We start from the raw sequence: 22,837 nt of genomic DNA, 5'->3' as shown, positions 1-22,837 counted from the left end.
CGGGCCGCGCGCGGGAAGTCTCTCGCGCGGCGGGCCTCAGTGCGTGAACAGCTCGAGGTTGGCGCGCACGTTGTCGGTGCGCAGGCCGCCCGGGCCCAGCAGGGTGAGCGCGTCCGCGGGCAGCACGCCGGCCCACACGAGCGCGCCATCGGCCCACACCTTCAGCTGCGTGCCCTCGATGCGCGCGTGCAGCGTGTGCGGGACTCCCACGCGCAGGGCCGGCACGAAGAGCTGCTGCTGGGGCGCGACGAGCGAGTACCCATGGTTCCCGCACTCGCCGCTGGTGTGCAGCGTGGGGTTGCGCTTGTAGTTGACGACGATGCCGGGGCGGGGCGCGATGCGCCACATGGCGTAGATGACGTTGCAGCCATCGAGCGCGCGCAGCTTGATGCCGAGCTGCTTGCGCATCTCCCCCGAGGCCAGCGGTGTCGTCACGCTGCTGTCGCCCAGCCACGTGAAGCGCAGCGCCACGTCGGAGCCATGCGGCCCGGGCACCACGGCCCGCAGGCGAGGCTCGTTCACTTGCAAGACATCGCCAGGGCCCAGGCCCGGCTTGCCCTCGGTGATGTTCATGCTCGTGGGCGAGACGCGCGAAAGCGGGCCGGGCTCGGGGCCGGTGCCCGAGGGGAGGGCGGAAGGCGCGGCCTTCGGTGGAGACGCGTCGTGCTTGGGTTTGCCCATGGCCCGGGCCTCCTCGAGCGTGAGTGTGAGCGCGGCGGCGCACAGGCCCCACGCGAGCATCCCAGGCAGGCGCTTCATGGACCCTCGGTCTTCAGGAGCGCCTGCAGCGAGGCCAGGTGCGTCCCCACATAGGCCTGCTCCGCGCGCAGTCGCGACAGCTCCAGCTCCAGGTAGTCACGGAAGCGCCGGACCTGGCGGGTCTCCAGTCGCTGGACCTCGGAGAGCTGGGCCTCCAGGTCCGACACCAGCGCGCTCACCTCGCGCAGGCGCGTCGTCTCGGTGTCGCGCAGCGCGCGCAGCTCGGCCAACGTGGCCTGGATGCGCCGGGGCGTACCCTCCACTGCTTCCTTCTCGGAGCGCCGGCGCCCTTGTCGCGCGCGAGCGTTGGCCGAGCCCTGCCACAGGTGGCCCAGGTTGTACGAGAGCGTGAGCTGTCCGAAGAGCGGCACGTCCTGGGTCGTCTCGAAGACCTGATCGTATCCGCCGCGCAGGTCCAACCCCCACGCGTCGGCGCGGCGCAGTCCGCCCAGGATGGCCTCCACCGCGTCGTCGGCGGCCTCGTACTCGGCCAGGAGCGCGGACAGCGAGCGGCCCATGGGCTCGGGGGGCACCACGGCCAGTCGGTCCATGGCGCGCGCGGTGTCGCTCGCGAGCGAGCGCAGGCCATCCAGGCGCACCTGCACGGCGTTGAGTTCTTCCAGCGTGGCGTTGCCGTCGCGCAGGTCGTTGCGCAGCGAGGCCAGGAGCGCCTCGGCGCGGGGCAGGGACGTCTCCAGCGAGTGCGCTCGGGCCTCCAGCGCGGCGGACTCGCACAGCGTGCTGCCTTGGAGCACGGCGGCTTGGAGCGTGGCCAGGGCGCGGTAGCGGCGACACTCGGCCTCGGCGCGCCGCCGCAGGGTGACGCCGCGGTAGATGCCCATGAGGTCGTAGTCCAGGCCCGCGGTCACCCGGGCCTTGGGCTTGCCGAGGGGATTGGACGAGGTGCCTCCCTCGGCCTCTCCCGCGTTGACCACGCCCACCGAGGCGAAGACCTCGGGCGCGAAGAGCAGCGCGGTCTCGGCGTCGCTCGTGCCCTGGACCCAGTCGCAGTAGCCGCTGGACAGGTCGCTGCCGAACGCGGCGCCCGGGGCCTCGGGCGCTGGCGCCTGGGCTGCAGCGCTCCCGGCGCTCAGCCACAGCCACGCGGCGAAGGCGATGTTCATCCGCATCACGCGCTCGTGTCTCCTCGGAGCCTGCCTCAGAACAGCAGCGGGGGCCGCCCCAGGTGCAGCAGGTCCTCGCGCGCACTGGGCGCGTCCTTCAGCTCCAGCTCCACCATCACCCCGCGCAGCATGTACTGCCGGATGGGATGCTTGATGGTCACCTCGCCCTCCAACACCGGGCCCACCACGCCGACCTCCCGGCACCAGATCACCTTGGCCGCGCAGGCGTAAAGGGGGGTCCCGGGCTCCGCGTTGTGGATGTTTTCGTAGGGAACGAAGCCGATCGTCAGGTTCTGTTCAATTGCCTTCAGGTACGGGGAACTCTTCAGCGTCTCCAGCAGCTTCTCGAAGCGAGCGGTCGCGTCGTCCAGGCCCTGCATGTCCCGCTCGAGGCTCTTGTGCGTCGCCTCCGCTCGCGCCTCCTCCAGCACCGAGTGGGTGAACTCGCGCTCCAGCAGCAGCGTGTCCGTGGTGAGGCCTTCCTGGACCGCGTCCTTGCCCAAGCCGTTCTGCGCCGCGCTCAGTCCCTGCATCTCGCGCTGGAGCGTCTCCACGCGCGTCTCCAGCTCCACCGAGGTCTGCGCGAGCGTCAGGTTGCTCTGCGCCATCTGCGCCAGGTGATGGTTGATGGTGAGCTTGTCCTCGCGATCCAGGAGCTTGGCGGTGAGCAGCGCTTCCGAGCGCGTGCGCGACAGCCCCGCGAAGGCGCGGTTCGCCTCCTCGATGTCCTGCTGCGTGCGCCGGTACTCCTGATGCAACACGCCCAGGCGCTGCGCCATCCGAGCCCGCGCGTCGCGCTCGCTCTTGAGCGCCACCTGGAAGCGCTGCTGGAACGAGCGCTCGGCGTGGATGGTGCGCTCGGCATCGACGAGCTGATCGGTCACCTCGCGGCGCCGGGCGCGCAGCTCATCCCGCCGTGATTCCTGCTGGGCCGCCTGCGTATTGAGCAGGAGGATCTGCGGATCCGTGGGGGACACGATGGTCGGCGTCAGCCAGCTCCGGCTGAACAGAAAGAACCCGTGCACGCTCAAGAACGAGAGCAGCCCCAGGAGGATCAACCCGAGCAGCACCGAGCCCATGAACTTGTACGAGGACACGGCGATGGAGTTGATGCGGTTGGCGAGCCTCTGATTCATGACTGCGTGCCCTCACCCGCGTGGGTGGACGAAACGCCCTGGGGACTGGGCGCGAGGGTGGGCGCGGCCTTCGGACTGCCGCGCGTCTCCCAGCTCCCCGAGTCCAGCGTCAGGAGCGCGAGCGGGGTGAAGAGCGCATAGGTGACGGGCATCAGGAGCGCCATGGGAAGGAAGCTGGCGCCCGAGACGCGACGGTCCGCGGGCAGGTGCCGCGTCTCCAGTCGGTAGATGAAGCCGAGCAGCCCGATGACGAGGAAGTGGAACGAGAGGATGTCCCAGAACTCGCCATTGATGACGTTGGCGACGATGACGACGGGATACGACAGGAGCAGCGCCAACTGCGAGACGTAGTGGATGGTGATGACCGGGTGCAGCCGCCAGGCGTGAGACAGGCCCGACAGCAGGTCCACCAGATTGGAGCGTCGCCACCGGAGCTGCTGCGCGAAGTACCCCGCCAGATTGGCGGGCGCGGCCGTGAAGCAGAACGAGTCGAGCGTGTAGACGGTCTCGTAGTCGTGCTTGACGATCTGCCGGGTGAGGAAGCGGTCCTCGCCATACTTGATGGGGACGCCCGCGATGGCGCGCGCTTCCAGGATGGGCTCCAGCTCCAGGAGCACGTGGCGCCGATACGCGGTGAGGCACCCGGACAGGCACATCACCTGACGGAAGCTGCGCTCCAGGTCCTTGAGCCACTGCTGGGCGAAGTGGAACTTGATTTCAATCATCTTCGTCAGCCAGTTCTGATGGCGGTTCGTCACGTACGTGCGGCCACCCACCGCCGCGATGTTCGGCTCCACGAAGCGGCGGATCAGCTCGCGCACGGCGCGGCGATCCACGATGACGTCCGAATCCACCGAGACGATGATCTCCGCGTCCTCCGCGGTGCGCACGCCGCGGTTGATGCCCTTGCGCTTGCCCATGTTCTCCGGGTTGCGCGTGACGATGACGTTGCGGTGGCCCTCCGCCGCCTTGAGCGCCCAGGCGAAGCTGTCGTCTTGCGAGCAGTCGTCCACGACGATGATCTGCAAGAGTTCGCTCGGATAGTCCTGAGCGAGCAGCGCGTTGATGGTGTCGACGATTCCCTTGCCTTCGTTGAAGAGGGGAATGACCACCGCGACGCGGGGTTGGTAGGTGTCATCCACGCGCTCGAAGTGCTTGCCCTTCAAGCGGCGCAGGAACGGCCCGAGGATGTAGCGATTCATCAGCACGACGATGAACAGCAGGTGGATGGGAAAGAGATCCATCGCGTTCCGCCCCCCTCACGCCGGCCCCTGTTTCGGCCTCCAATCCGAAGCGCTCCCAAAGGTGGGGAGCGAGGGCTCGCCTTCAACTGCCCCCGAGGTCTGGCGGACTGCCCGAGGTTGAGCACCTGTCGCTCACGCGGGGCGGCGCTCGGCCCCCTCAGTGGAGCAGGGTGTCGGGTGCTCAGCCCTTCGCGGGCGGCCGTGCGGATGCGAGGGCTTGGACGCGCGCCAGGTCCCGGCGCAGCTCGGCCTCTCGGGCCTCCTTCTGCGCGGGTGTCTGGAAGGCGATGGTGCGCATCGCGGCCGTGGCCACCTGGGCCACCCGGTCCACGCCGTCTCGCGCGATGAGGCCCAGACCGAAGGCCTCCACCGCCGCGCCGACATAGGTGTCGAAGAAGTAGATGCGCTGGGCCCGGTGGGCGAGCCGCTGGGGCTCGGGCGTCGCCACCACGTCATGGATGAAGACCGCGTGCACGGCGTCGGGCTCGGCGGCGCGCATCTTCGCGCCGAAGTCCACGTCGCCTTGGCCGCTGTCGCCCACGAAGACGAAGCCGTACTCGGGGAAGAGCTGGGCGTAGCGTTGGAAGTTCTCGAACTTCTTCTCCGCGATGCGGGCGTTGCCCAGCAGGTGGAAGAAGTCGCCGGACAGCATGACGGGCGTGGGCACGCCGCGCGCCTCCAGTTGCGCGAGCGTGTTGTTCTCGATGAGCCCCAGCGGATCCATGGGGCGCGCGCTCACGAACGTGAGGTCGCCCAGCCGGCCGGGGGCGAGGCCCGGCCCGCGATCCAGCTCACGGTAGAACTGGGTGACGCCCGGGTACACCGTCTGCGAGGGATAGCGTGTGTCCTTCCAGTTGACGAAGAAGGTGTCGTCGATGTCGCTGAGGACCTTGTTCTCGCCGCTGGGATTGCCGAGTGCCTCGTGACGCACGTGCGAGAGGATCGCCTCGCGCACGCCGCGGTCATCCACGTCGTCGAACACGAGCTGCGCGAGGTCGTGGAAGTCTCCGCCCGCGTCGAGCAGGTTCTTCAGCGCCGTCAGCTCGCGGCCCCGGGTGATGCACAGGAGGTCCCGGATGCCCCGCTCGGCCATGGCCGGCGTGCTGCCCACCTGAAGCGCCGTCACCAACGAGGCGCGCACGGGTACGGACAGCTCGCCCGCGCGCCGGGTGGCCAACAGCTCCAGGGCGGCGGTGTGGTGGTGCGGACCCAGGAGGCGATCATCCATGTCCGACAGGAGTGCCGCGAGGTCGACGTTCGCCAGCAGGAAGTTCAGCTCCTCCGCCGTGGCCTCCGTGAGCAGCGCCAGGATGCGCTGCTCCTCGGCGCGGTCGGTGTGGCCGTTCATCAGGGCGCGCAGCGTCTCCAGCTTCTTCGTCGCGACGACCAGGTCCATGGTGATCCCCCCTAGCGGTCTCGCGCGGAGGCCGCGAAGGGCGAGCCTATGTCCACGCGCCCGCATCGTTCCAGCGCGGCGGCCCCCGTGACACGCGCCGCGGTTCCTGCTTCGCTTCCGGCCGATGACCGCGCCCGCTCCTCTTGTGCCCCTGACGCTCCGGTCGGATGAAGTCCACGTGTGGATCGTCGAGCCCGAGCGCATCGACGACCCGCGCCTCCTCCAGGCCTATGACGCCTTGTTGGACCCAGGCGAGCGCGAGAAGCAGCGCCGCTTCCGCTTCGAGCGCCACCAGCGCCAGTACCTCGTGTCGCACGCGCTCGTCCGCTTGACGCTCTCGCGCTACGCGCCCGTGGCGCCCGAGTCCTGGTCCTTCGTCCCCAACGCCTTCGGTCGGCCCGAGATTGTCGGACCGTGGGGCGCGCGGCTGCGCTTCAACCTGTCCCATACGGACGGCATGGCGCTCGTGGCGGTGGGGCTGGAGGCGGACCTGGGCGCGGACGTGGAGGACGCCGAGCGCCCTGGCGAGACGGTGGAGATCGCCGACAGCTTCTTCGCGCGCACGGAGGTCCAGTCCCTGCGCGCGCTACCCCGAGAGCGCCAGCGCGAGCGCTTCTTCGACTACTGGACCTTGAAGGAGGCGTACATCAAGGCGCGAGGCGCGGGGCTCTCGCTGCCGTTGGATCAATTCGCCTTCGAGCTGTCGCCCGGGCAGATGCCGCGCATCGGGTTCGATCCGCGCATGAACGACGTGCCGGACACGTGGCAGTTCATGCAGCTGCGTCCGTCGGCGCGACACCACGCGGCGCTGGCGGTGCGCCGTCCGCGCGGCGCGCCGCTGACGGTGCGGTGGCAGCACACCGTGCCGCTCTCGGGGGACTCGCCCCCGCGCTTCCAATCCGCGTGAGGCTCAGGGCGTAGCGGCCCAGCGCGCCACGTCCTCTCGCACCGCGGAGAGGACCTGCTCCGGGTGCGAGCGGATGAAGAAGTGCCCGCCGGCGAAGTGCCGCACGCGCACGTCGGGGGAACTCGTCTCGTCGCGCCAGCGCTCCAGCAGCGACACGGCCACGTGCTTGTCGCCCGTGGAGCCCAGCACGGAGATGGGGATGCCCAGCTTCACCGCGTCCGGCCCGTTCTCCCACCACGCCAGCGAGAAGTCCGCGCGCAGAGTGGGCAGCACCAGCTCCAAGAGCTCGCGGTGCTGGAGGATCTCCTCGGGCGTTCCGTCGTAGGCGCGCAGCTTCTCGATGAAGCGCGGGTTGTCGAGTTGGTGGATGGGCTCGCGGTCATTCGCGGCCGGAGGAGGCGCCGCCGCCGCGATGAAGCCACGAGGCTGTGGGCCGCCCTGCAGGTGCAGTCGCCGCGCGACCTCCAGCGCGATGCGCGCGCCCATGCTGTAGCCGAAGAGGACGAACGGCTTGTCCAACAGCGGCGCCATCACCGGCATCACCGCATCCAGCAGCGCGGGCATGGACGCGATGGGCGGCTCCATCAACCGGCGCTCGCGCCCCGGCAGCTGCACCGCGCACAGCTCCACGCCCAGGGGCAGGCCCGTGCTCCATCCGTTGTAGATGGATGCGCTGCCGCCCGCGAACGGGAAGCAGAACAGCCGCAGCCGGGCCTCGGGCAGCGGCTTGCGAGTGGGGAACCAGCGGTCCAAGGGGGTCGGGGCGGTCGCGCTTCGCATCACCCACACTCTGTCGCACGGGCCTGGAAAACCGGTCAAGCCCTCTGTCCAGGAAGGCAGACCCGCCAGAACGTGTGACATGGATTCACCAGGAGTGAATGGCTGGAGGCGTGACGGAGTGCTCGCGGAATGTCGGTGGACCCGAGTGGTATGGCTCTGCGCAGCTCACGGGCCCCGGCGCGATGTCTCATTGGGCGAAGCTCGCGACGCTGACGCAGTTTCCGCGCAGGGGACGGCTAGCGGGGATGACAGGGACCTGTGCTACCTTGCTTCTTCGTGAGCTACGAGCTGTCGCACCTCGAGGCGCTGGAAGCGGAATCGATCTTCATCATTCGGGAAGTAGCAGCCGAGTTCGATAAACCGGTGCTGCTGTTCTCAGGCGGGAAGGACTCCGCGGTGATGTTGCATCTGGCGGTGAAGGCCTTCTGGCCGGCGCCGCTCCCGTTTCCGCTGATGCATGTGGATACGGGGCACAACTTCCCGGAGGTCATCAAGTACCGGGACGAGCGCGCGGCGGAGCTGGGCGCGCGCCTCATCGTCGCGTCGGTGCAGGAAGCCATCGATGCGGGGAAGGTGACGGAGGAGAAGGGACCGCGCGCGTCGCGCAACCGCTTGCAGACGCAGCCGCTGCTCGAGTCCATCGAGAAGCATGGCTTCAACGCGGTGTTCGGCGGCGCGCGGCGAGACGAAGAGAAGGCGCGCGCGAAAGAGCGCGTGTACTCGTTCCGCGACGAGTTCGGGCAGTGGGATCCGAAGAACCAGCGGCCCGAGCTGTGGAACCTCTACAACGGGCGCCACCGTCGCGGTGAGCACATCCGCGTGTTCCCGCTGTCCAACTGGACCGAGCTGGATGTGTGGCAGTACATCGAGCAGGAGAAGGTGGCGCTGCCCTCCATCTACTTCACGCACCGCCGCGAGGTGTTCCGCCGCGACGGCATGCTGATGGCGTGGTCGCCCTTCCTCCCGCTGCTCCCCGGCGAAGCGGTCTCGAACGCGGCGGTGCGCTTCCGCACCGTGGGCGACATGACGTGCACGGCCTGCGTCGAGTCCACCGCGGACACCATCGAGCAGGTCATCCACGAGATCAAAGCGTCGCGTGTGACGGAGCGAGGCGCGAGCCGCGCAGACGACAAGTTCAGTGAAACGGCAATGGAAGACCGCAAGCGCGAGGGATACTTCTAGATGGAACTGCTGAGATTCGCGACGGCGGGTTCCGTCGATGATGGCAAGAGCACCCTGATTGGCCGGCTGCTCTACGATACGAAGTCCATCCTGGAGGACCAGCTCGCGGCGGTGGAGCGCACGAGCAAGTCCCGCGGGGACGAATACGTCAACCTGGCGCTGCTGCTCGACGGGCTCAAGGCCGAGCGTGAGCAGGGCATCACCATCGACGTGGCGTACCGCTACTTCAACACGGCGAAGCGCAAGTTCATCATCGCGGACACCCCGGGACACCTGCAGTACACGCGCAACATGGTGACGGGCGCGTCCACGGCGGACCTGGCGCTCATCCTCGTGGATGCGCGCAAGGGCGTGCTGGAGCAGACGCGCCGCCACGCGTTCATCGCGTCGCTCTTGCGCGTGCCGCACCTGGTGCTCTGCATCAACAAGATGGACCTGGTGGACTTCGACGTCGGGGTGTTCGAGTCCATCCGCGAGGAGTTCCGCCAGTTCTCCATGAAGCTGGACGTGCAAGACCTCACGTTCATCCCCATCTCCGCGCTGGGCGGAGACAACGTGGTGACGCGCTCGGAGAAGATGCCCTGGTACGAGGGCCCGACGCTGCTGCACCACCTGGAGAACGTGCACATCGCGTCCGACCGCAACCTCATCCACGTGCGCTTCCCGGTCCAGGGCGTCATCCGCCCCGCATCCGCGAAGAAGTTCCACGACTACCGCGCGTACACGGGCGCGGTGCTGGGGGGCGTGCTCCGGCCGGGTGACGAGGTGATGGTGCTGCCCTCGGGCTTCACCACGCGCATCAAGTCGCTGGAGCTGGCGGGGAAGAACCTGGAAGAGGCCTTCCCGCCCATGTCGGTGAACGTGTCGCTGGCGGAGGAGTTGGACATCAGCCGCGGTGACATGATCTGCCGGCCGGGCAATCCGCCGCTGGTGGGCCAGGACATCGACGCGATGGTGTGCTGGCTGTCGGATGCGACGCAGCTTCAGCCGGGTTCGCGGCTGGCCATCAAGCACACCACGCGCTCGGCGCGCGCGATGATCAAGCAGCTTCACTACCGGCTGGACGTGAACACGCTTCACCGCGACGAGCAGAGCCCTGGGCTCAAGCTCAACGAGATTGGCCGCGTGACGCTGCGCACGACGGTGCCGCTGTTCTTCGACGAGTACCGACGCAATCGCAACACGGGCAGCTTCATCCTCGTTGACGAGGGGACGAACGCCACCGTGGGCGCGGGCATGATCAACGGCGCCGCCGTTTGAGGTGATGGATGGAGCAGCGGGTGGGATTCATCGTGTGGCTGACGGGCATGTCGGGCGCGGGCAAGAGCACGCTGTCCGGCCTGCTCCGGCAGCGCCTGGAGGCGGAGCGCAGCATCGAGCGGCTCGACGGGGACGAGGTGCGCACCTGGCTGTCCAAGGGGCTCACCTTCAGCCGCGAGGACCGCGAGGAGAACGTGCGCCGCATCGGCTACGTCGCGCGGCTGCTCGCCAAGCACGGGGTGGGGGTCCTCACCGCGGCCATCTCGCCGTACCGGGCCTCGCGTGAAGAGGTCCGGCACCTCGCCACCGAGGCGGGCATCCCGTTCATCGAGATCTACGTCCAGGCCAGCCTGGACGCGCTGATCGCCCGGGACGTGAAGGGCCTCTACAAGAAGGCGCTCGCCGGAGAGATTCAGCACTTCACCGGCGTGTCGGATCCGTACGAGGCCCCGGAGTCTCCGGAGCTGGTGGTGCACTCGGACTCGGAGAGTGTCGAGGCGAGTCTGGGGCGCATCCTGGACCTGCTGCGGGCTCGCGGGCTGCTCGGCCCGACGGCCAGCGCGGCCTGAGTCCGTGCGTGGGCGCGGCTGCCTCCCGCGTGGGAGGCAGCCTGCGCGCGCTGTTACTCGAGGATGCGCTCCAGCTTCAGGAAGGGGCGCTCCGCCGGGATGCCCCGCGAGCGGCAGACTTCGAGGAAGCGGTTCGACTCGATCATCTGGGGCGCGGTCTCGTCGTACTGGAGCACCATGACGTGCCGGAGCCACGGCTCCTGGCCCATGGCGTAGACGTACGACTCGCGCGGCTGGAGGTGGTTGAGGATCTCCGTGGCGCGGGCGGCGTTGGAGCCGTTGAGGCGGCGTGACTGGTCCATCTTGCGCGGCAGCGGCTGGGAGAGCAGGGGACCGTACATCCAGCTCATCGGGCCGCCCTCGCACTCCATGCCCAGGAAGAGGATGTCGAGCGGGCCCACCAGGGGCTTGAGGTGCTCGTACAGCCGGGGCTCGATGGCGTTGGAGTCCGCCGCCATCAGCATGGCGCGGCCCCCCAGGCGCACGAGGTGGGCCGTCTTGGCCTGGATGGTGAGGTCGCTGTGCTCGCCCATGAAGGGGATGCCCGTCAGCGAGCCACCCGGGATGCGGATCTCCTGTAGGTCGTCGATCTCCACGACGTTGCGGAAGCCCGTGTGCTCGAGCATCAGCCGCAGCGATGGGTCCGCCAGACTGCCCCCGTTGTTGCGCGGCACGACGATGGTTCCGATGCGATGGCGGAGCTGGAGCAGCGTCTCCATCATCAGGTGGTCGGCGTGGCCGTGGGTGATGAGGACGTAGTCGATCTTCTCGGGCAGGTCCGCGTGCGTGAAGCGCGACAGCTCGGTGGGGAACTCGTAGCTGATGACGGGGTCGGTGAGCACGCTCACCTCGCGCGTCTCCAGCAGCACGCAGGCGTGGCCGAAGTAGCGCACGCGCACGCCGGGGCCCGTGTAGGGCTCGGGCTTGCGCGGGGGCGTCTCGGTGAAGAGGTCGGCGAAGGCGGGCGCGGCGTCGTTCGACACGCCGAGCATCTCCGCCACCTGGCCCGGTGAGCCCGGCGTGGTGCGCATGCGGAAGAGGGCGTCGATGCCCTCGTGGCGGAACGGCACCTGGAGCCACAGGGGCGTGTCGCCTTCCAGTCGCGGCGTGCTGAAGATGTACTTGCGGGCATCTCCGCTGACGCGCATGAGCGCGATGCTCTGGGAGGCCTCGCGGTAGTAGGGGCTGCGGTACAGCAGCGGCTCCATGACGCGGGCGTTGGCGCGGTGGCTCAGGTCATACGTGAGTTCGACGTAGCCGCGCAGCAGCTCCGGGACCTTGGCGTAGAGCGGCTCCAGCGAGTCGCCCTTCGCGCTGGCCAACAGGTGCTCCAGCTCCGTCAGGGCCGCGGCGTAGGCCAGCATGTGCGCCTGCTCGCGCGTGGTGCGCTCCAGCAAGGCCTTCACCTGGGGGACGCGGGCCACCGGGTGGTTGATGAAGGGGCCGCCCATCAGCGCCGGGTTCTGCAGCGCGGCGACGTGCACGTCTGGATTTGCCACGAAGGACTGCATCAACTTCAAATGCAATCGCGTGACAAAGAGCGGCGCGGTGGCGGGAGACAGCAGGAACCACCAGACGTACCACTGGTTGTAGAGCGGCTCGATGGCAACGTCTGGCTTCAGGTACATCGGGCGGTCGAGCATTGGCGGGGAATGTTGTCGAGCAGGGAAACGCCGTCAAGCCCACGGGGCGGGCCCGCCCGAGTGCAATCTTGAAGTCGCGATGAACGCGGCGGGGCCGCTGTCACGAACGACCCAAGGTGGCGAGTAACGCCGAGCGCACCGGGACGCGAAGGTCTGGTGCCTCGGGGCCCCGCGAGAACTCCGAGACGACGTCGAGCGCGCGCGGCCTCGGCTCCGAGCGGGGGCAGCTCGTACTCGACGTGGGCGACGCGCGTGGAGAGGTCGATGTGCGCGGCGTGGTACTTTTCATGCGAGCTTGGGGGGCTGGGTGCGGTGGGGCATCGACGCATCCAGTGGGGCCTCATTGCAGAGGATGCACCCGGCGGCGTGCAGGTAGACGTGATGCAGCTCGCAGCGCCCATATTCCGGGAGGCCTTCATGCCAGCGCCACGTCTTGACCTGGGGCGTTGGGATGGCCTCGCGGGGGAACTGCTCGACCATCTCGCGGACCTGGCGGAGCAGCGTGAGGACCCCGGTGGCGTCATCCAGTTGGAAAGGGAGTCGCTCCCAGCCCTCGCGCGCCATGGCCGCGTCGATGACCTCCAGGAGAAATCGCTTCTGGGCGTCGAAGGCTTCCAGCGTCCACCCGAGCGCGGAGACGTCGAACCCCACCATGCCCAGTCCCAGGATGGTCTGGTCGCTCTCCGCCAGCCAGAGCGCCAACTGCAGCTCCCACTTCGTCCGCGCTCGCGCAGTCGCCGCGAGCGTCAGGACATCGAAGAACGTGGCCAGTGTCCCGTTGCTCGCGTGGACGTAAGGCGCGCCGGGGGCCAGGTCATTCGTGATGTGGTCTCCCATCGGGACACTCCCGCACGGGCGCGCCCCTTGCGGCAAGCGCGCTCAATCCTTTTCCAGGGTGCGGAACACCGCGGGCAGCTCCTGGGGCCCCAGCCCCGCGCCGAGCGCGCGCCGGTAGTTCTCGAGCAACTCCAGGGGGAAGCGCGCGCTGATGCGGGCATCGCGGCTCAGTCGGACGATGTGCTCGATCGCCGCGACATGCGTGTTGAGGCTGCACTGGTCGCCGGAGAAGTCATTGCGCTCGACCATTCCTTGGGCGGCGTCTGCCGTCACGGAGATCAGCCCGAGGAATGAGTTCTTCTGGGCGAAGAACAGCTTCGGGTCGAGCCCCTCGGCCTTGCACATGGCCGCGGCGTGGAGGACTGCCAGGGTGCCACCGTAGTAGGCCTCCAGGATGGCGCAGTCGAGTGTCGCGGCGGAGCCAATCGCCTCGTCGACATAGACCGAGTTCGACGCAATCGCCTGAAGCGTCTCCCGATGGCGCTCAAAGACAGGGCGCGAGCCGGCGTAGAACACGGTGGCGTACTCCGTGGCGACGAAGCTCGGATAGGCGAGGATCGCCGCATCCAGATAGTTCACGCCGTGGGCCTTCGCCCACTCCTGGCCGCTCCGTGCGTCGGCGGGAGACCCGCTGGTGAGCTGGACGAGCGTCGTCCCGGTGAGTGCCGCAGCGACGGAGGGCGTCCCGAACAACTCGGCACTGGCGGCGTAGTTGGACAGCGAGACGACGACGAGTTCTCGGCCCGAGACGGCTTCGCGCAGGTCCTCGAACGCTTGGGTGCTACCGCCCACGGCCTTGGCCTTCGAGTGAGTCCTGTTCCAGACGGCGACGTCATGCCCGGCCGCCGCGAACGCTCGCGCCAGGGCGGTTCCCATGAGTCCACTTCCAATGACTGCAAGCTTCGTCGAACGGTTGGATGACATCTGGATTGGCTCGCTGTCGAAAGGGGAGGTGAGGAAGAAAAGCCGTTTCGTACGTTACTCGCGCGGAACTGCGGAGACGCATTCCAGACCCCATGTCCGTCGCGGGCGTGGAAGCCTCAACCTCAACCCATAGCATCAAAGGACATCCCCATGAAGCGAGCGTCCATCGTTGTTTCGGCGTTGATGATGTCGGTCGGGTTTGCCAGCACTGCCGTGGCGGCCCCCATCACCGTGAATGGCTACGTCTGCTCGGCGACGTACACCCGGCAGCCCAACACCACCTACGGTCAGGGCTACGCGTTCGTGCAGGTGTACACCGGGGCAAACTGCACCGGGAGCTTCGTCGGCAACTACTACTACCTGGGCTCGGGCGCCTCGGCCGGTGGCTACCAGTACAGCGAGGCCGAGCGGCTGGGGTTGTTCGACCGATCCACCCAGGCCGCGACGCAGGGCACGCGAGTCACCTTGTATGTCGAGGGCGCGGGCATCGGCATCCTCGACACGACCTACCGGGGCAACTGACGACGCTGTCAGGAGCGAAGAGGCCGCAGGTACGCAATGACAACCGGCCTGATGATTGTTCATCAGGCCGGTGAGTCCATCGAAGGCCCGTCGTCTGAAGGGTGAGTGTCTGTTGTCACTTGGTGGCTTCGGGAGACTTCGCCCACTTCTTCAAGCCGCAGTTCATGCACCGTCGTGTAAATCCGTTGCGCCAGAGTCCGCGCCGGTGAAACGGCTCCTGACAGCGAGGACACAGCCAGTACTCGCAGCGCAGCGCAGTCACGATGATCGCGAGCAGCCAAGGGAAGGAGAGATAGCTGACCCAGTCCGGAAGGCGCCCCAAGGCGTGCATCTGGTTGCGAGCAAAGTGGAGGAGCGAGAAGAGTCCTCCAATGAGAACGAACCAGAGCGCCGCCGAGCGACGGGCATACTCACGCCAGGCCGCTGCGTAGGGCTCTGCGACTGGAGACACATCACTCATGCATTCCTCACGAGGCGTCGTCGCGAGAGTTCATGGTGGCTCCTCGCCCAGCGGGGCAGAGGGCTGAACTGGCTCGCGATTGCAGATACATCTGAATAACTCCCTCACGCACCGCAGAACAGGAAGCTTGGAGAGGTCAGCCAGCAGCAAACCCATGGGCTGCGGTTTCCTAAACCGCAGGCCCCTCCATCTCCGCGGGCCGGAACTGCGTTCGGCGCCGTAACCCCGAAATGTGCGGAGTGTCCGACAGTGACCTCAAGGGTGTGTGGGGCGCACTCCCAGTCCAACGATCCAAATTCGGAGTCGGCAGGGCCGCCTACGGTCGAGTCCTACGGTCGATACGGGAACGCCCGCTGGAGAGGGCATCGACAGGTGGGAGAATTGCCCACGTGGCGCCCGAGACTTGGCTGGCTCGCTCAAGGGCCAGCCTGCGCTGGAGCAAAAAGGCCAGGAAAATCAGGCTGTTGCGAAGCGGCCCCGACAGGAATCGAACCTGTGGCCTGCGGTTTAGGAAACCGTCGTATGCCATTGGACAGCGCTCCTTTCGTTTGCTCAGTTTTCCTAAGTCTTCAATTGGATTCACGATTTCGGCTGCGGCGCCATGAGGGCGAGTGCTCACCTTTGGCTGGATTTCCTCTCGATTCTTTCCACGAGGAGCCCATGGCGCCAGCATGGCCGCCGTGGCTTCCGCGCCCGCAACAACATGCTCTGGGAGTGCGACGGCGTAGTGCTCTCGCGTGGTCTCCATGTCCGCGTGCCCAAGCACATCCGCCACCAAGCGCAGGTCCTTGGTCACGCTGTATGCCGTGGTGCCCCACGTGCTCCGCAGGTGTTTGAAACGCAGGTCCACCGGGAGGGCCTTCCATCGCGCCTTGCGCCCGCAGTTCGGGCACGTGGCCTGCCCCACCTCGAATGCAGGTGCGTCTTTCCACTTGCACGACCGGCGCAAGCAATATGGGCGCCAAGCCTTGATCATTCCAATGCGGACTAGCGCTCGCGCCATGATGTCATGGACGCGCCAGTGCGCGCTGTGTGGCTCGCTGTCGCCGGGCTTCGGGAAGAGATAGGGGCCAGGGGTCTCCATTTGCGCCTCGATGAACGGGACCAACAGTTCTGGGATGGGCACTCGGCGCTCACGGCCCCCCTTGGTTGTCTGCCGATGACCTCCTCCGGCGATGAGGATGTATCGCTCCCGTAGATTGACCCACTCCTTGCGCATTGCGCGCACTTCGCCCTTGCGGACTCCAGTCATTAGGGCTGTTGCCGCTGGCGCCCGGTACTCGGGCGCCAGCGTCTCAAAGAGACGCGGTAGCATGTCGCGCGGGTAGACACGCACCTGTCTCTTGGGGACCGAGACAGGACCTGCGTCTTTGAAGGGATTGTCGCCCTTGTACTTTTTGGTCTTCGTCCGCATGAAGGTAAAGAGGCCTTGCCCCGTCATGCGGATGTGCTCACGTGTCTGAGGGGCCAGATGCGTGAGCTTCGCCAGCATCATGAGCACGTCATCGGCGGCGACACTCCCGAGCTTTCGCGCCCCAAGCGCCGCTTCGACGTATGCGAGCTTTTCGCGGAGATTCTTGGCGCTGGCGAACTCGACGGGGAGGGCGGCCAGCCGAAGCGCGATTGCTTCAGACACAGTGAGCTCGACCGGGCGCGCATCCGCCAGGCCCTGTCGCTCCATCCATGCGGCCTCTTCAAGTTGGTGCGCCTTGCGGCGCGCCTCTGCGCGCGTGGCCGCTGGGATAACCTCTTTGGCGACCGAGCCATCCGCGCGCCGCCACCTCACCCGAAAGCTCCCCGAGGGTAGCTTCTCACCGCTGGGCATTGTCGCTCCCGCCAGCTGCGCGCCACGCACGCAGCTTGGATGGCTCAAATCGGAGCGCTCCACCAACCTTGTAGTGGGGCACCTTCCGCTCATTGGTGAGCCGATACAGCGTTCTCGGTGAGATCCCCAAGAACTGGGCGGCACGCTCGACCTCCCAGCCATCCTCAAACTGCGCGCTCTGAGTCTCCATGAACTTCCCCCTACTGATACAATTGATACGTCTAATTTTCTGGTATGGACCTGACAGGTTGTCAGGTCGGCCCGAAATGCTTGCGTGACGCAACGGCCTAGCCAGACAGCAACGGTCAGGCCATCGAGCGGCGTCTACGCGGAGTGGGGGCGGGCGTCGGAGCGAGTCTCGGATTGGGCGCACGCGCAGTGCATCGGCGCTCCGATGGGAGACATCGTGTCCAGCGGAAGAGACGGGAGTCGGCCACCGTGGCGCTCGGGTACGAGCTGCTCATCAGGGCGGGGAGGTGTCTTGTCGGGCTAATCATGCGACCCCCAGCAGTAAGTAGCCCTCGCCGTCGGACCATTACAAACGACGGCGAGGGCCGGAGGGCGGGCGCCTCACCGGTGGTGGGGCGTCGGCCTTTGCCGGTCGCCAAGGCGATGCCGAGGCGAAATCTGTGGGGGCGCGAACCGGTAATGGTCCCAGCAACGGGTCGCGAGCGCTACGCGATAAGCGGTAACACAGGGCGACCCCGGAAAGCAAATCGACTGCCGCTACTTATCCCGCTTCGGCGCGGGCTGCTCCACTCCGACCGCGTTGTAGCACTCGCCGTCATGCTCAAAGAGCACGCCGCAGGGCGGCTTCTTACGCTTCACGGCGGTGAAGCATCCAACCTCGATGAACTCCTCCGCCGCGTCCGCATCACAGTTCGAGGTCTTTTGCCCGGGAAGGGGATTCTTGGGGATGGGGCGCGCGATGCCTCCGGAGGGGGCCGTGCGCACCACGAGACTGACCACGTCAACAGGCATGGGCAGGGCAGCCAGGATGTCGCCCTGCGGGATGAGGAGCGCGCCGAACAGCATGGCAGCCACGGCAGCCATCACCGCACTCCCATTCGCGATAGGCCCCTTCGTGCGCCGAACGAACTCGCGCACGCGCCGCTTGATGAATCGGGCGCGCATGCTCGGGAGCCGCGGGCGCTGACGCGCCCGCAGGTGCGCCATCGTGTGCCTCAGTCTCGGAGCCGTCATCGAGCCAGCGATCATCAGTTTGGCCACCCTCAAGCCTCTCTCCATGTTGTCGCGGATGGCGACGGCGTCCGCCCAGGAGGGGACGCCGGAGATGCGCAAGCGCGCTCGCGGTGGCTCGGTGGCGGTCCTCTGTCTGAAGCTGAGGTGCATGTCGTAGTCATGCAACGGGTGCAGGTGCTCAAGCCGCCCGTTGATCTCCATGTCGAGCGCCGGAGCGCCCGTTGCCGAGTCCACCGTTTGCCGCATACGTCCCGTGAGCAGCCCCCTGTAGCGGTGCACGACGAGCGTCGTCGCGCGCTTCCACCAGGTCTGCCTCCGCGTGGTTACGCGCTGGGCCCTCTCGGGCTCGCGCTCCTCGTCGGACGATCGACCCATCCAGATATTCTCGGCGTTCCTCATTGCGGCTCCCGGTGCGTGGGCGGAGTCTACGGGGTGTTCCGGACTCGCAGGGCTACTTCTTGTTGTCGGCCCGCCCTGGGAAGGGGCGCCCATGGTCGGACCGCGCGGAGGCAAGAGACGGCTGGACCAGCTCCGCGACGATGACGGCCACCGTCACCTTGCGGATTTTCGCGCGCTTCTCAAGTTCCGCCCAGTCCTCAACCCCGAGCAGTTCCTCCAAGTCACGCATGTGCCGGAGCGCACGGAAGATGGTGGCAGTCGCCTCTCCACCGGCCTCCTGAGCACCCTTCAAAATCACCTGGATGTCCGCCGGTGCCCTGAAGGTGACGAGCTTCGGCTTCACCTCCGCCGGTGCCGGTGCCGGTGCCGCCGTAGTCGCTGCCTTCCGTGCCATTCGCTCCCTCCAAGTGGGTTAGCCAAGGGGTCTTACCTCGTACTGACTGAGCGCGGCAACGTATGTTCCGAAATCGCCTAGTAACTACCGACAATCATTTTGTATATACAAGTATTGACTGAAGCGTACGAGGAGCGCATAGTCCCCCTCGCAGCACATCAAGGGGGCCGCACATGGGCAGCGAGATGACGGGCAGCACGATGCAGGTCCATTACTTCCGGGTCGAGGAGCCGCTGAAGGATGTGCACAGCCTGGAGAGCGCGCTCCGCGTCGCTGGCACGCGCGCCCTGACCGAGTCGGAGTTGAGCAAGGCCCTCGCGTACTACCGGGCCCTTGAGGCGGAGTTGGAGCGCCTCCAGCCGCGAAACGAGTAGCGGCCCCGGGCGCCCTCCAGACGAGGGCGCCCCTTTCCGGCGGCATGACGACACCCACGACTGCATCCCTCGCCACGCTCCTCGAGGAGGGCGCTGGGGCGCTCGACACGCGGGAGGTGGGCGCCTACGTCGAGCGGTGCGCCGCGGTGCTGGAGCAGCTCCGGGAGGCGCGGGTCGCGGCAGCCGACGCGGAGCTGGCCCTCGCGCGCGAGTCGGACGATTCGTCCGACTGGCACAACCGCTGCGACTGGGCGGGGGAGGCTCGGCGGGCCGTCCTGCGCGCCCTGCACGACGTGGAGGTGCTGCGCACGGAGCTGGAGCGGCACGCGCGCTCCGCACGCCTCCGCGCGCGGGTGGGCGCCCCTTCTGGCGTGAAGGAGGCAACGCCGTGAGCTACTTCCCCCGCCGCACCCGTGTCATCTCTCCAGAGGTTCAGCGCCACCGCGACGGCCGAGCGGACTACTTCGCCAAGCTGGATGCCCTCCAGGGCAAAGCCACGTCCATGCCCACCGAGCCGCCCGATCCCGGCTCCGGTGAGCGGTGCCCCACGTGCCGCGGTCGGATGGACCGCACCAAGTACGGGGCGTTCTGTTTGAGCGGCCTGCACTCAGACTGATTTATCTGAGGCGCCCTCGTGGCGCCGCCTGGGCGGGGCGGGACGCAACCCCCTCGCTCGCCCTGTCCAGGCCCTCAGTCTCACCACGCAGTACAACCAAGAGGTACGCATATGGACTGCCGTCCTGCTGTCTTGTCGTGTCTGCTGTTGGCGCTCGCGTTGCCACCTGCTGCCTGCGCGGGCAATCCCTTGCCGCCGTCGGCCTCTGCAACCCTGTATGTCAATGGGCGTGTCTGGCTGGGAGAGGGGCAACCGGATGGCCAGGCGTTCATGGTCTCCCAAGGACGCATCATCGCCGTGGGCGCCACGCACCAGCTTGAGGCCCGGCCCCATGTCGCCGTGGTGGACCTCAAGGGGCGCCGAGTCATCCCGGCGCTTGTGGATGCGCACTCGCATCCGGAGTCGTTCGCCAACCCCGATTGGATCGCGAATGACACCAAGTGGGTCGAGCGAGGCGAGTACGGTCCCACGGCCGAGGAGGTTCGGGCACTCGTGGCCGCGAAGGCCGCGGAGCGCCCGGCCGGCACACCGGTCGTGGTCTTCGTTGGCATCAATTTCTACAAGACGTGCCCGAAGGACGTGCGCGCCTTCCTTGACGACGTCGCGCCGGCTCACCTCGTGCTTGCCGCCGATTGGGGCGGCCACGGCCTGGCAGTCAATTCGCGGCTCCTTGCTGCGGCAGGGTACGCAGACGGCGCGCCAGACAGTGAGACCGGACGCCTGTCTCGCGACCCGAGCGGCAGGCTGACCGGTTTCATTCAAGAAATGATGGAACTGCCAGTTTTTCAGGCCCTTACGGCCTATCTTCCGGACTCATTCCTCACTGACGGGCTCGTGCAGTACGGCCAGGCATGGGCCGCCTTCGGGGGCGGTGTCGTCTACGACATCAACTTCGCGGTCTCTGGGGCGCGCATCGAGGGCATCCGCGCTGCGGTGGCGAGCCGGACGCGCGTCCCCTTCATTCCGGTTGATATCATCACTGCGAGCGGCCCGCGTCCCGGGCCGCACAACGGCCGGCGCGTCTGGAAACTGTTTCTGGACGGGGCTCCTGGAGACTGCACGGCGGCCCGGCTGCCCCAGCCTCCGCTGGCGTACTCTGAGCCCTCGACCTGCCCGTACACGTTTAATGCACCCTGGTATGGCTCAACCGACGTCAGCAAGGCTTTCGCTGTCTCGGTACTGCGCGACGCGCGAGCAATGGGGGCGCATGTTCTGTTTCATGCCCTCGGCGACGGCGGAGTCGAACTGCTCCTCCAGTCGCTGGCCGAGGTCGGTGGCGGGTCCTGGGCAGGCGCCATCACCATGGAGCATGGCGACCTCGTGACGCGCAGTCAGCTCTCGCGTCTCGCGGCCTATGGCGTGCCAGTCATCCAGAACGCCACGCACCTCGCGTCAGTTCCGGGCCTCACGACGGCCCGCCTCCAAGCGCCTTCGGTCGCAGATACCGAACTGCTCCAGTCAATGCGCGACGCCGGAGTGTCCCTTGCCTTTGGGACGGACGCGTTTGGATATCCGACGTCGCCCTGGCTCGAAATGCAGATTGCCACCACGCATCCATTCAACCAGAGGGAGGCGATCAGTCGGGAAGCGTTCTTGGCGGGTTACACCACCATCGCTTCGAGCGCTCGAGGTCAGGCGCCTGACTCTCAGGGGCGAATCGCTGTCGGACAGCGCGCAAGCTTCGCCATCCTCGACCGGGATGTCATCAATCCGAGGGCGGTCCCTCCGGAGGACCTGCCCAAGACGGTAAGCGTGTTGACCGTCTTGGACGGAGAGGTCGCGTGGAGCGACGGCACATTGGCTCCGCGCTCGCCGTAGCTCTCTGACGTGCCGCGGGCGGTGCAGCACGGGCCGCCCGCTCCTCTCAGCAGTGATCCATGCGTCCAGTTCACCTCTCGGGCGCCGTTATGGTGAACCGCGACGACCAAGCTTTTTCGTCGCGCGGAATGCGTGTGACTTCTCGATGAGGGCGCTAACGACGACGTCGGCCAATGTCTTCCGTTGGAGCTGGCAGAACATTGTCGTCGTTGTGTCAAATGATCCATTCTCGAAGTACTTATTGCCTGGAACGCCGCCTCCACACAGCGAGTAGTAGCCGCACTCACGGCGACAGTTCTCGACTCCAGCCGTGACGTCTCGAGCCATCTGCTGGTAGACGGAATTGGCTCGGATGTCATCAAACGATGCGAGCGAATGTACGTTCCCAACGATGAAATTGTGGTAACGGGAGCTTGTGGCCCCCACTAGCTCCGGCGAGAAAGGAACGATGTCGCCGCGCGACGATACAGAGATCATCGCGCCAGGCTTCGTCACTAGAGGTGCTGGGACGAACTCAGGGTCACGATTCAGATTCTCTGCCACATCGATAATGAACTCGAACTCCCGAATTCCCACGCGCTCTCGGTGTGGCCACCAGAGTTCGAAGAGTTCTGCGATAAAGCGACCATACCGCTCTTGCTGCCGACGGGGGTGGCGAGCAAGTGACGATTGGTCGTGGCTATTCTCTATTTCCTCAATGTTTATCGCGATCTGCGAGATGCCAGCGTCGAGAAAGAATTGCAGGAACGATTCGGCGTGATCGAGCGACTCCGACGTAATGACAGCTAACGCGTGGACGTCAACGCCATGTTTCTGGAGAAGCCGGACACCGCGCATCGTCTTGGCGTGACTGCCCGTGTTTCCCCATGTTCGTCGAGAACCATCATGTATCCACTCTGGGCCGTCGAGGCTAACTCCAACTCCGATCTTATTATCCTGGAAGAAATGGCACCAGTCATCAGTGATCAGGGTGCCATTTGACTGAATCGACTGCGTCGCATCGGCGAGTACTGAGTATGATCGTTGTGCAGCAACGGCGCTGCGGAAGTACGGGAGCCCCACTGTCAGAGGCTCGCCCGCATGCCAGAGCAAGTGCAGGCTCTTCGCAATATGAGTCGACTCTTGGAGACACTCGTAGACTCGCGTGAGCGTCTCGGCAGACATCGGAGAAGTGTTGCGCCGTCCCGGAACATAGCAGTACGTGCAGTTGAGATTGCACAGCGATGTCGGCTGCAGGACGAGGTAGGATAGCGTCACGGTTGCGTCTTGCCGAAGGGGGTCCCAGAGCCGGGTTGAGTTGAGGCGTCGTTAAAGTCGTTCAGCCACTCCGCCTTCTTTTTCTTGATCTTGCCTCTTGCTACGGTCGCGCTTCGGCCGCGAGCGATAGTGACCGAGAGCGACGTGATCAGCCCGCGGTCTACGACAGCAAGCTGCTTAAGAATCGCATTCTTTGTTGAAGATGACC

23 protein-coding genes are annotated in these 22,837 nt (G+C 66.7%); 9 read left to right on the top strand and 14 right to left on the bottom strand.

Annotated elements, in window-relative coordinates:
• Nucleotides 1–36: 36 nt before the first annotated feature.
• The 5 genes from JGU66_18900 to JGU66_18880 all read right to left on the bottom strand — a co-directional run bounded on the left by JGU66_18900 (nucleotide 37) and on the right by JGU66_18880 (nucleotide 5,659).
• The gene (locus JGU66_18900; protein MBJ6762838.1) at nucleotides 37–573 is read right to left on the bottom strand and encodes a hypothetical protein; all 537 of its coding nucleotides are present in this window, start codon (nucleotides 571–573) and stop codon (nucleotides 37–39) included.
• A 182-nt stretch (nucleotides 574–755) separates the two neighbouring features.
• The gene (locus JGU66_18895) at nucleotides 756–1,889 is read right to left on the bottom strand and encodes a hypothetical protein (protein ID MBJ6762837.1); all 1,134 of its coding nucleotides are present in this window, start codon (nucleotides 1,887–1,889) and stop codon (nucleotides 756–758) included.
• A gap of 29 nt (nucleotides 1,890–1,918) precedes the next feature.
• Complete coding sequence (locus JGU66_18890; protein ID MBJ6762836.1) at nucleotides 1,919–3,019, bottom strand: hypothetical protein; 1,101 nt, start codon at nucleotides 3,017–3,019, stop codon at nucleotides 1,919–1,921.
• Nucleotides 3,016–4,263 carry a glycosyltransferase gene (locus JGU66_18885; protein MBJ6762835.1) on the bottom strand — a complete coding sequence of 416 codons (1,248 nt, stop codon included), beginning with the start codon at nucleotides 4,261–4,263 and terminating at the stop codon, nucleotides 3,016–3,018. Before JGU66_18885 ends, JGU66_18890 begins: the two co-directional genes overlap by 4 nt.
• Before the next feature lie 181 nt (nucleotides 4,264–4,444).
• Nucleotides 4,445–5,659 (bottom strand): DUF2183 domain-containing protein, encoded by a 1,215-nt coding sequence (locus tag JGU66_18880; protein MBJ6762834.1) that lies wholly within the window; start codon nucleotides 5,657–5,659, stop codon nucleotides 4,445–4,447.
• Between the two features lie 124 nt (nucleotides 5,660–5,783).
• On the opposite strand from JGU66_18880, the gene JGU66_18875 reads away from it, so the two are divergent.
• Entirely contained in the window at nucleotides 5,784–6,566 is a 783-nt protein-coding gene (locus JGU66_18875) for a 4'-phosphopantetheinyl transferase superfamily protein (protein MBJ6762833.1), read from the top strand.
• A gap of 3 nt (nucleotides 6,567–6,569) precedes the next feature.
• Here JGU66_18875 and JGU66_18870 read toward each other — a convergent pair whose 3' ends face one another.
• Nucleotides 6,570–7,346 (bottom strand): thioesterase, encoded by a 777-nt coding sequence (locus tag JGU66_18870; protein ID MBJ6762832.1) that lies wholly within the window; start codon nucleotides 7,344–7,346, stop codon nucleotides 6,570–6,572.
• A 276-nt stretch (nucleotides 7,347–7,622) separates the two neighbouring features.
• Here JGU66_18870 and cysD point away from each other — a divergent pair, with 276 nt between their 5' ends.
• Genes cysD through cysC form a run of 3 tightly spaced genes read left to right on the top strand, consistent with a single transcriptional unit; the run spans nucleotide 7,623 to nucleotide 10,357 of the window.
• Nucleotides 7,623–8,528 (top strand): sulfate adenylyltransferase subunit CysD, encoded by a 906-nt coding sequence (cysD, locus tag JGU66_18865; GenBank protein MBJ6762831.1) that lies wholly within the window; start codon nucleotides 7,623–7,625, stop codon nucleotides 8,526–8,528.
• Entirely contained in the window at nucleotides 8,529–9,788 is a 1,260-nt protein-coding gene (locus JGU66_18860; GenBank protein ID MBJ6762830.1) for a GTP-binding protein, read from the top strand.
• An 8-nt stretch (nucleotides 9,789–9,796) separates the two neighbouring features.
• Nucleotides 9,797–10,357: an adenylyl-sulfate kinase gene (cysC, locus tag JGU66_18855; GenBank protein ID MBJ6762829.1), complete on the top strand. Its 561-nt coding sequence runs from the start codon at nucleotides 9,797–9,799 to the stop codon at nucleotides 10,355–10,357.
• 53 nt (nucleotides 10,358–10,410) lie between these two features.
• Here cysC and JGU66_18850 read toward each other — a convergent pair whose 3' ends face one another.
• The 3 genes from JGU66_18850 to JGU66_18840 form a co-directional block, all read right to left on the bottom strand.
• Nucleotides 10,411–12,000 (bottom strand): MBL fold metallo-hydrolase, encoded by a 1,590-nt coding sequence (locus JGU66_18850; protein ID MBJ6762828.1) that lies wholly within the window; start codon nucleotides 11,998–12,000, stop codon nucleotides 10,411–10,413.
• 285 nt (nucleotides 12,001–12,285) lie between these two features.
• Entirely contained in the window at nucleotides 12,286–12,837 is a 552-nt protein-coding gene (locus JGU66_18845) for a hypothetical protein (GenBank protein ID MBJ6762827.1), read from the bottom strand.
• Between the two features lie 42 nt (nucleotides 12,838–12,879).
• Nucleotides 12,880–13,761: an NAD(P)-dependent oxidoreductase gene (locus JGU66_18840; GenBank protein ID MBJ6762826.1), complete on the bottom strand. Its 882-nt coding sequence runs from the start codon at nucleotides 13,759–13,761 to the stop codon at nucleotides 12,880–12,882.
• A gap of 150 nt (nucleotides 13,762–13,911) precedes the next feature.
• Here JGU66_18840 and JGU66_18835 point away from each other — a divergent pair, with 150 nt between their 5' ends.
• Nucleotides 13,912–14,283 carry a hypothetical protein gene (locus tag JGU66_18835; protein ID MBJ6762825.1) on the top strand — a complete coding sequence of 124 codons (372 nt, stop codon included), beginning with the start codon at nucleotides 13,912–13,914 and terminating at the stop codon, nucleotides 14,281–14,283.
• Between the two features lie 776 nt (nucleotides 14,284–15,059).
• On the opposite strand, the gene JGU66_18830 is transcribed toward JGU66_18835, so the two are convergent.
• The 4 genes from JGU66_18830 to JGU66_18815 all read right to left on the bottom strand — a co-directional run bounded on the left by JGU66_18830 (nucleotide 15,060) and on the right by JGU66_18815 (nucleotide 18,513).
• On the bottom strand, nucleotides 15,060–16,529 hold the full coding sequence (locus JGU66_18830) for a tyrosine-type recombinase/integrase (GenBank protein ID MBJ6762824.1): 1,470 nt from the start codon (nucleotides 16,527–16,529) through the stop codon (nucleotides 15,060–15,062).
• Nucleotides 16,530–16,554: 25 nt separating this feature from the next.
• Entirely contained in the window at nucleotides 16,555–16,758 is a 204-nt protein-coding gene (locus JGU66_18825) for a helix-turn-helix domain-containing protein (protein ID MBJ6762823.1), read from the bottom strand.
• A gap of 536 nt (nucleotides 16,759–17,294) precedes the next feature.
• Entirely contained in the window at nucleotides 17,295–18,170 is an 876-nt protein-coding gene (locus JGU66_18820; protein MBJ6762822.1) for a hypothetical protein, read from the bottom strand.
• Nucleotides 18,171–18,222: 52 nt separating this feature from the next.
• On the bottom strand, nucleotides 18,223–18,513 hold the full coding sequence (locus JGU66_18815) for a hypothetical protein (GenBank protein ID MBJ6762821.1): 291 nt from the start codon (nucleotides 18,511–18,513) through the stop codon (nucleotides 18,223–18,225).
• Nucleotides 18,514–18,737: 224 nt separating this feature from the next.
• Between JGU66_18815 and JGU66_18810 the strand changes: the two genes are divergently transcribed.
• The 4 genes from JGU66_18810 to JGU66_18795 all read left to right on the top strand — a co-directional run bounded on the left by JGU66_18810 (nucleotide 18,738) and on the right by JGU66_18795 (nucleotide 21,372).
• Nucleotides 18,738–18,938 (top strand): hypothetical protein, encoded by a 201-nt coding sequence (locus JGU66_18810; protein MBJ6762820.1) that lies wholly within the window; start codon nucleotides 18,738–18,740, stop codon nucleotides 18,936–18,938.
• 44 nt (nucleotides 18,939–18,982) lie between these two features.
• Complete coding sequence (locus JGU66_18805; protein ID MBJ6762819.1) at nucleotides 18,983–19,330, top strand: hypothetical protein; 348 nt, start codon at nucleotides 18,983–18,985, stop codon at nucleotides 19,328–19,330.
• Nucleotides 19,327–19,554 (top strand): hypothetical protein, encoded by a 228-nt coding sequence (locus JGU66_18800; protein ID MBJ6762818.1) that lies wholly within the window; start codon nucleotides 19,327–19,329, stop codon nucleotides 19,552–19,554. Before JGU66_18805 ends, JGU66_18800 begins: the two co-directional genes overlap by 4 nt.
• Before the next feature lie 111 nt (nucleotides 19,555–19,665).
• On the top strand, nucleotides 19,666–21,372 hold the full coding sequence (locus JGU66_18795) for an amidohydrolase family protein (GenBank protein ID MBJ6762817.1): 1,707 nt from the start codon (nucleotides 19,666–19,668) through the stop codon (nucleotides 21,370–21,372).
• Between the two features lie 87 nt (nucleotides 21,373–21,459).
• On the opposite strand, the gene grrM is transcribed toward JGU66_18795, so the two are convergent.
• A complete protein-coding gene (gene grrM, locus JGU66_18790; GenBank protein ID MBJ6762816.1) occupies nucleotides 21,460–22,629 on the bottom strand; it encodes a GRRM system radical SAM/SPASM domain protein in 1,170 nt (389 codons plus the stop codon).
• Nucleotides 22,630–22,837 lie beyond the last annotated feature (208 nt).

The sequence above is a fragment of the Myxococcaceae bacterium JPH2 genome, assembly GCA_016458225.1.
Classification (GTDB): Bacteria; Myxococcota; Myxococcia; order Myxococcales; family Myxococcaceae; genus Citreicoccus.
The sequence above is the reverse complement of the archived record's forward strand: the minus strand, read 5'-3'. Positions and strand labels throughout refer to the sequence as shown.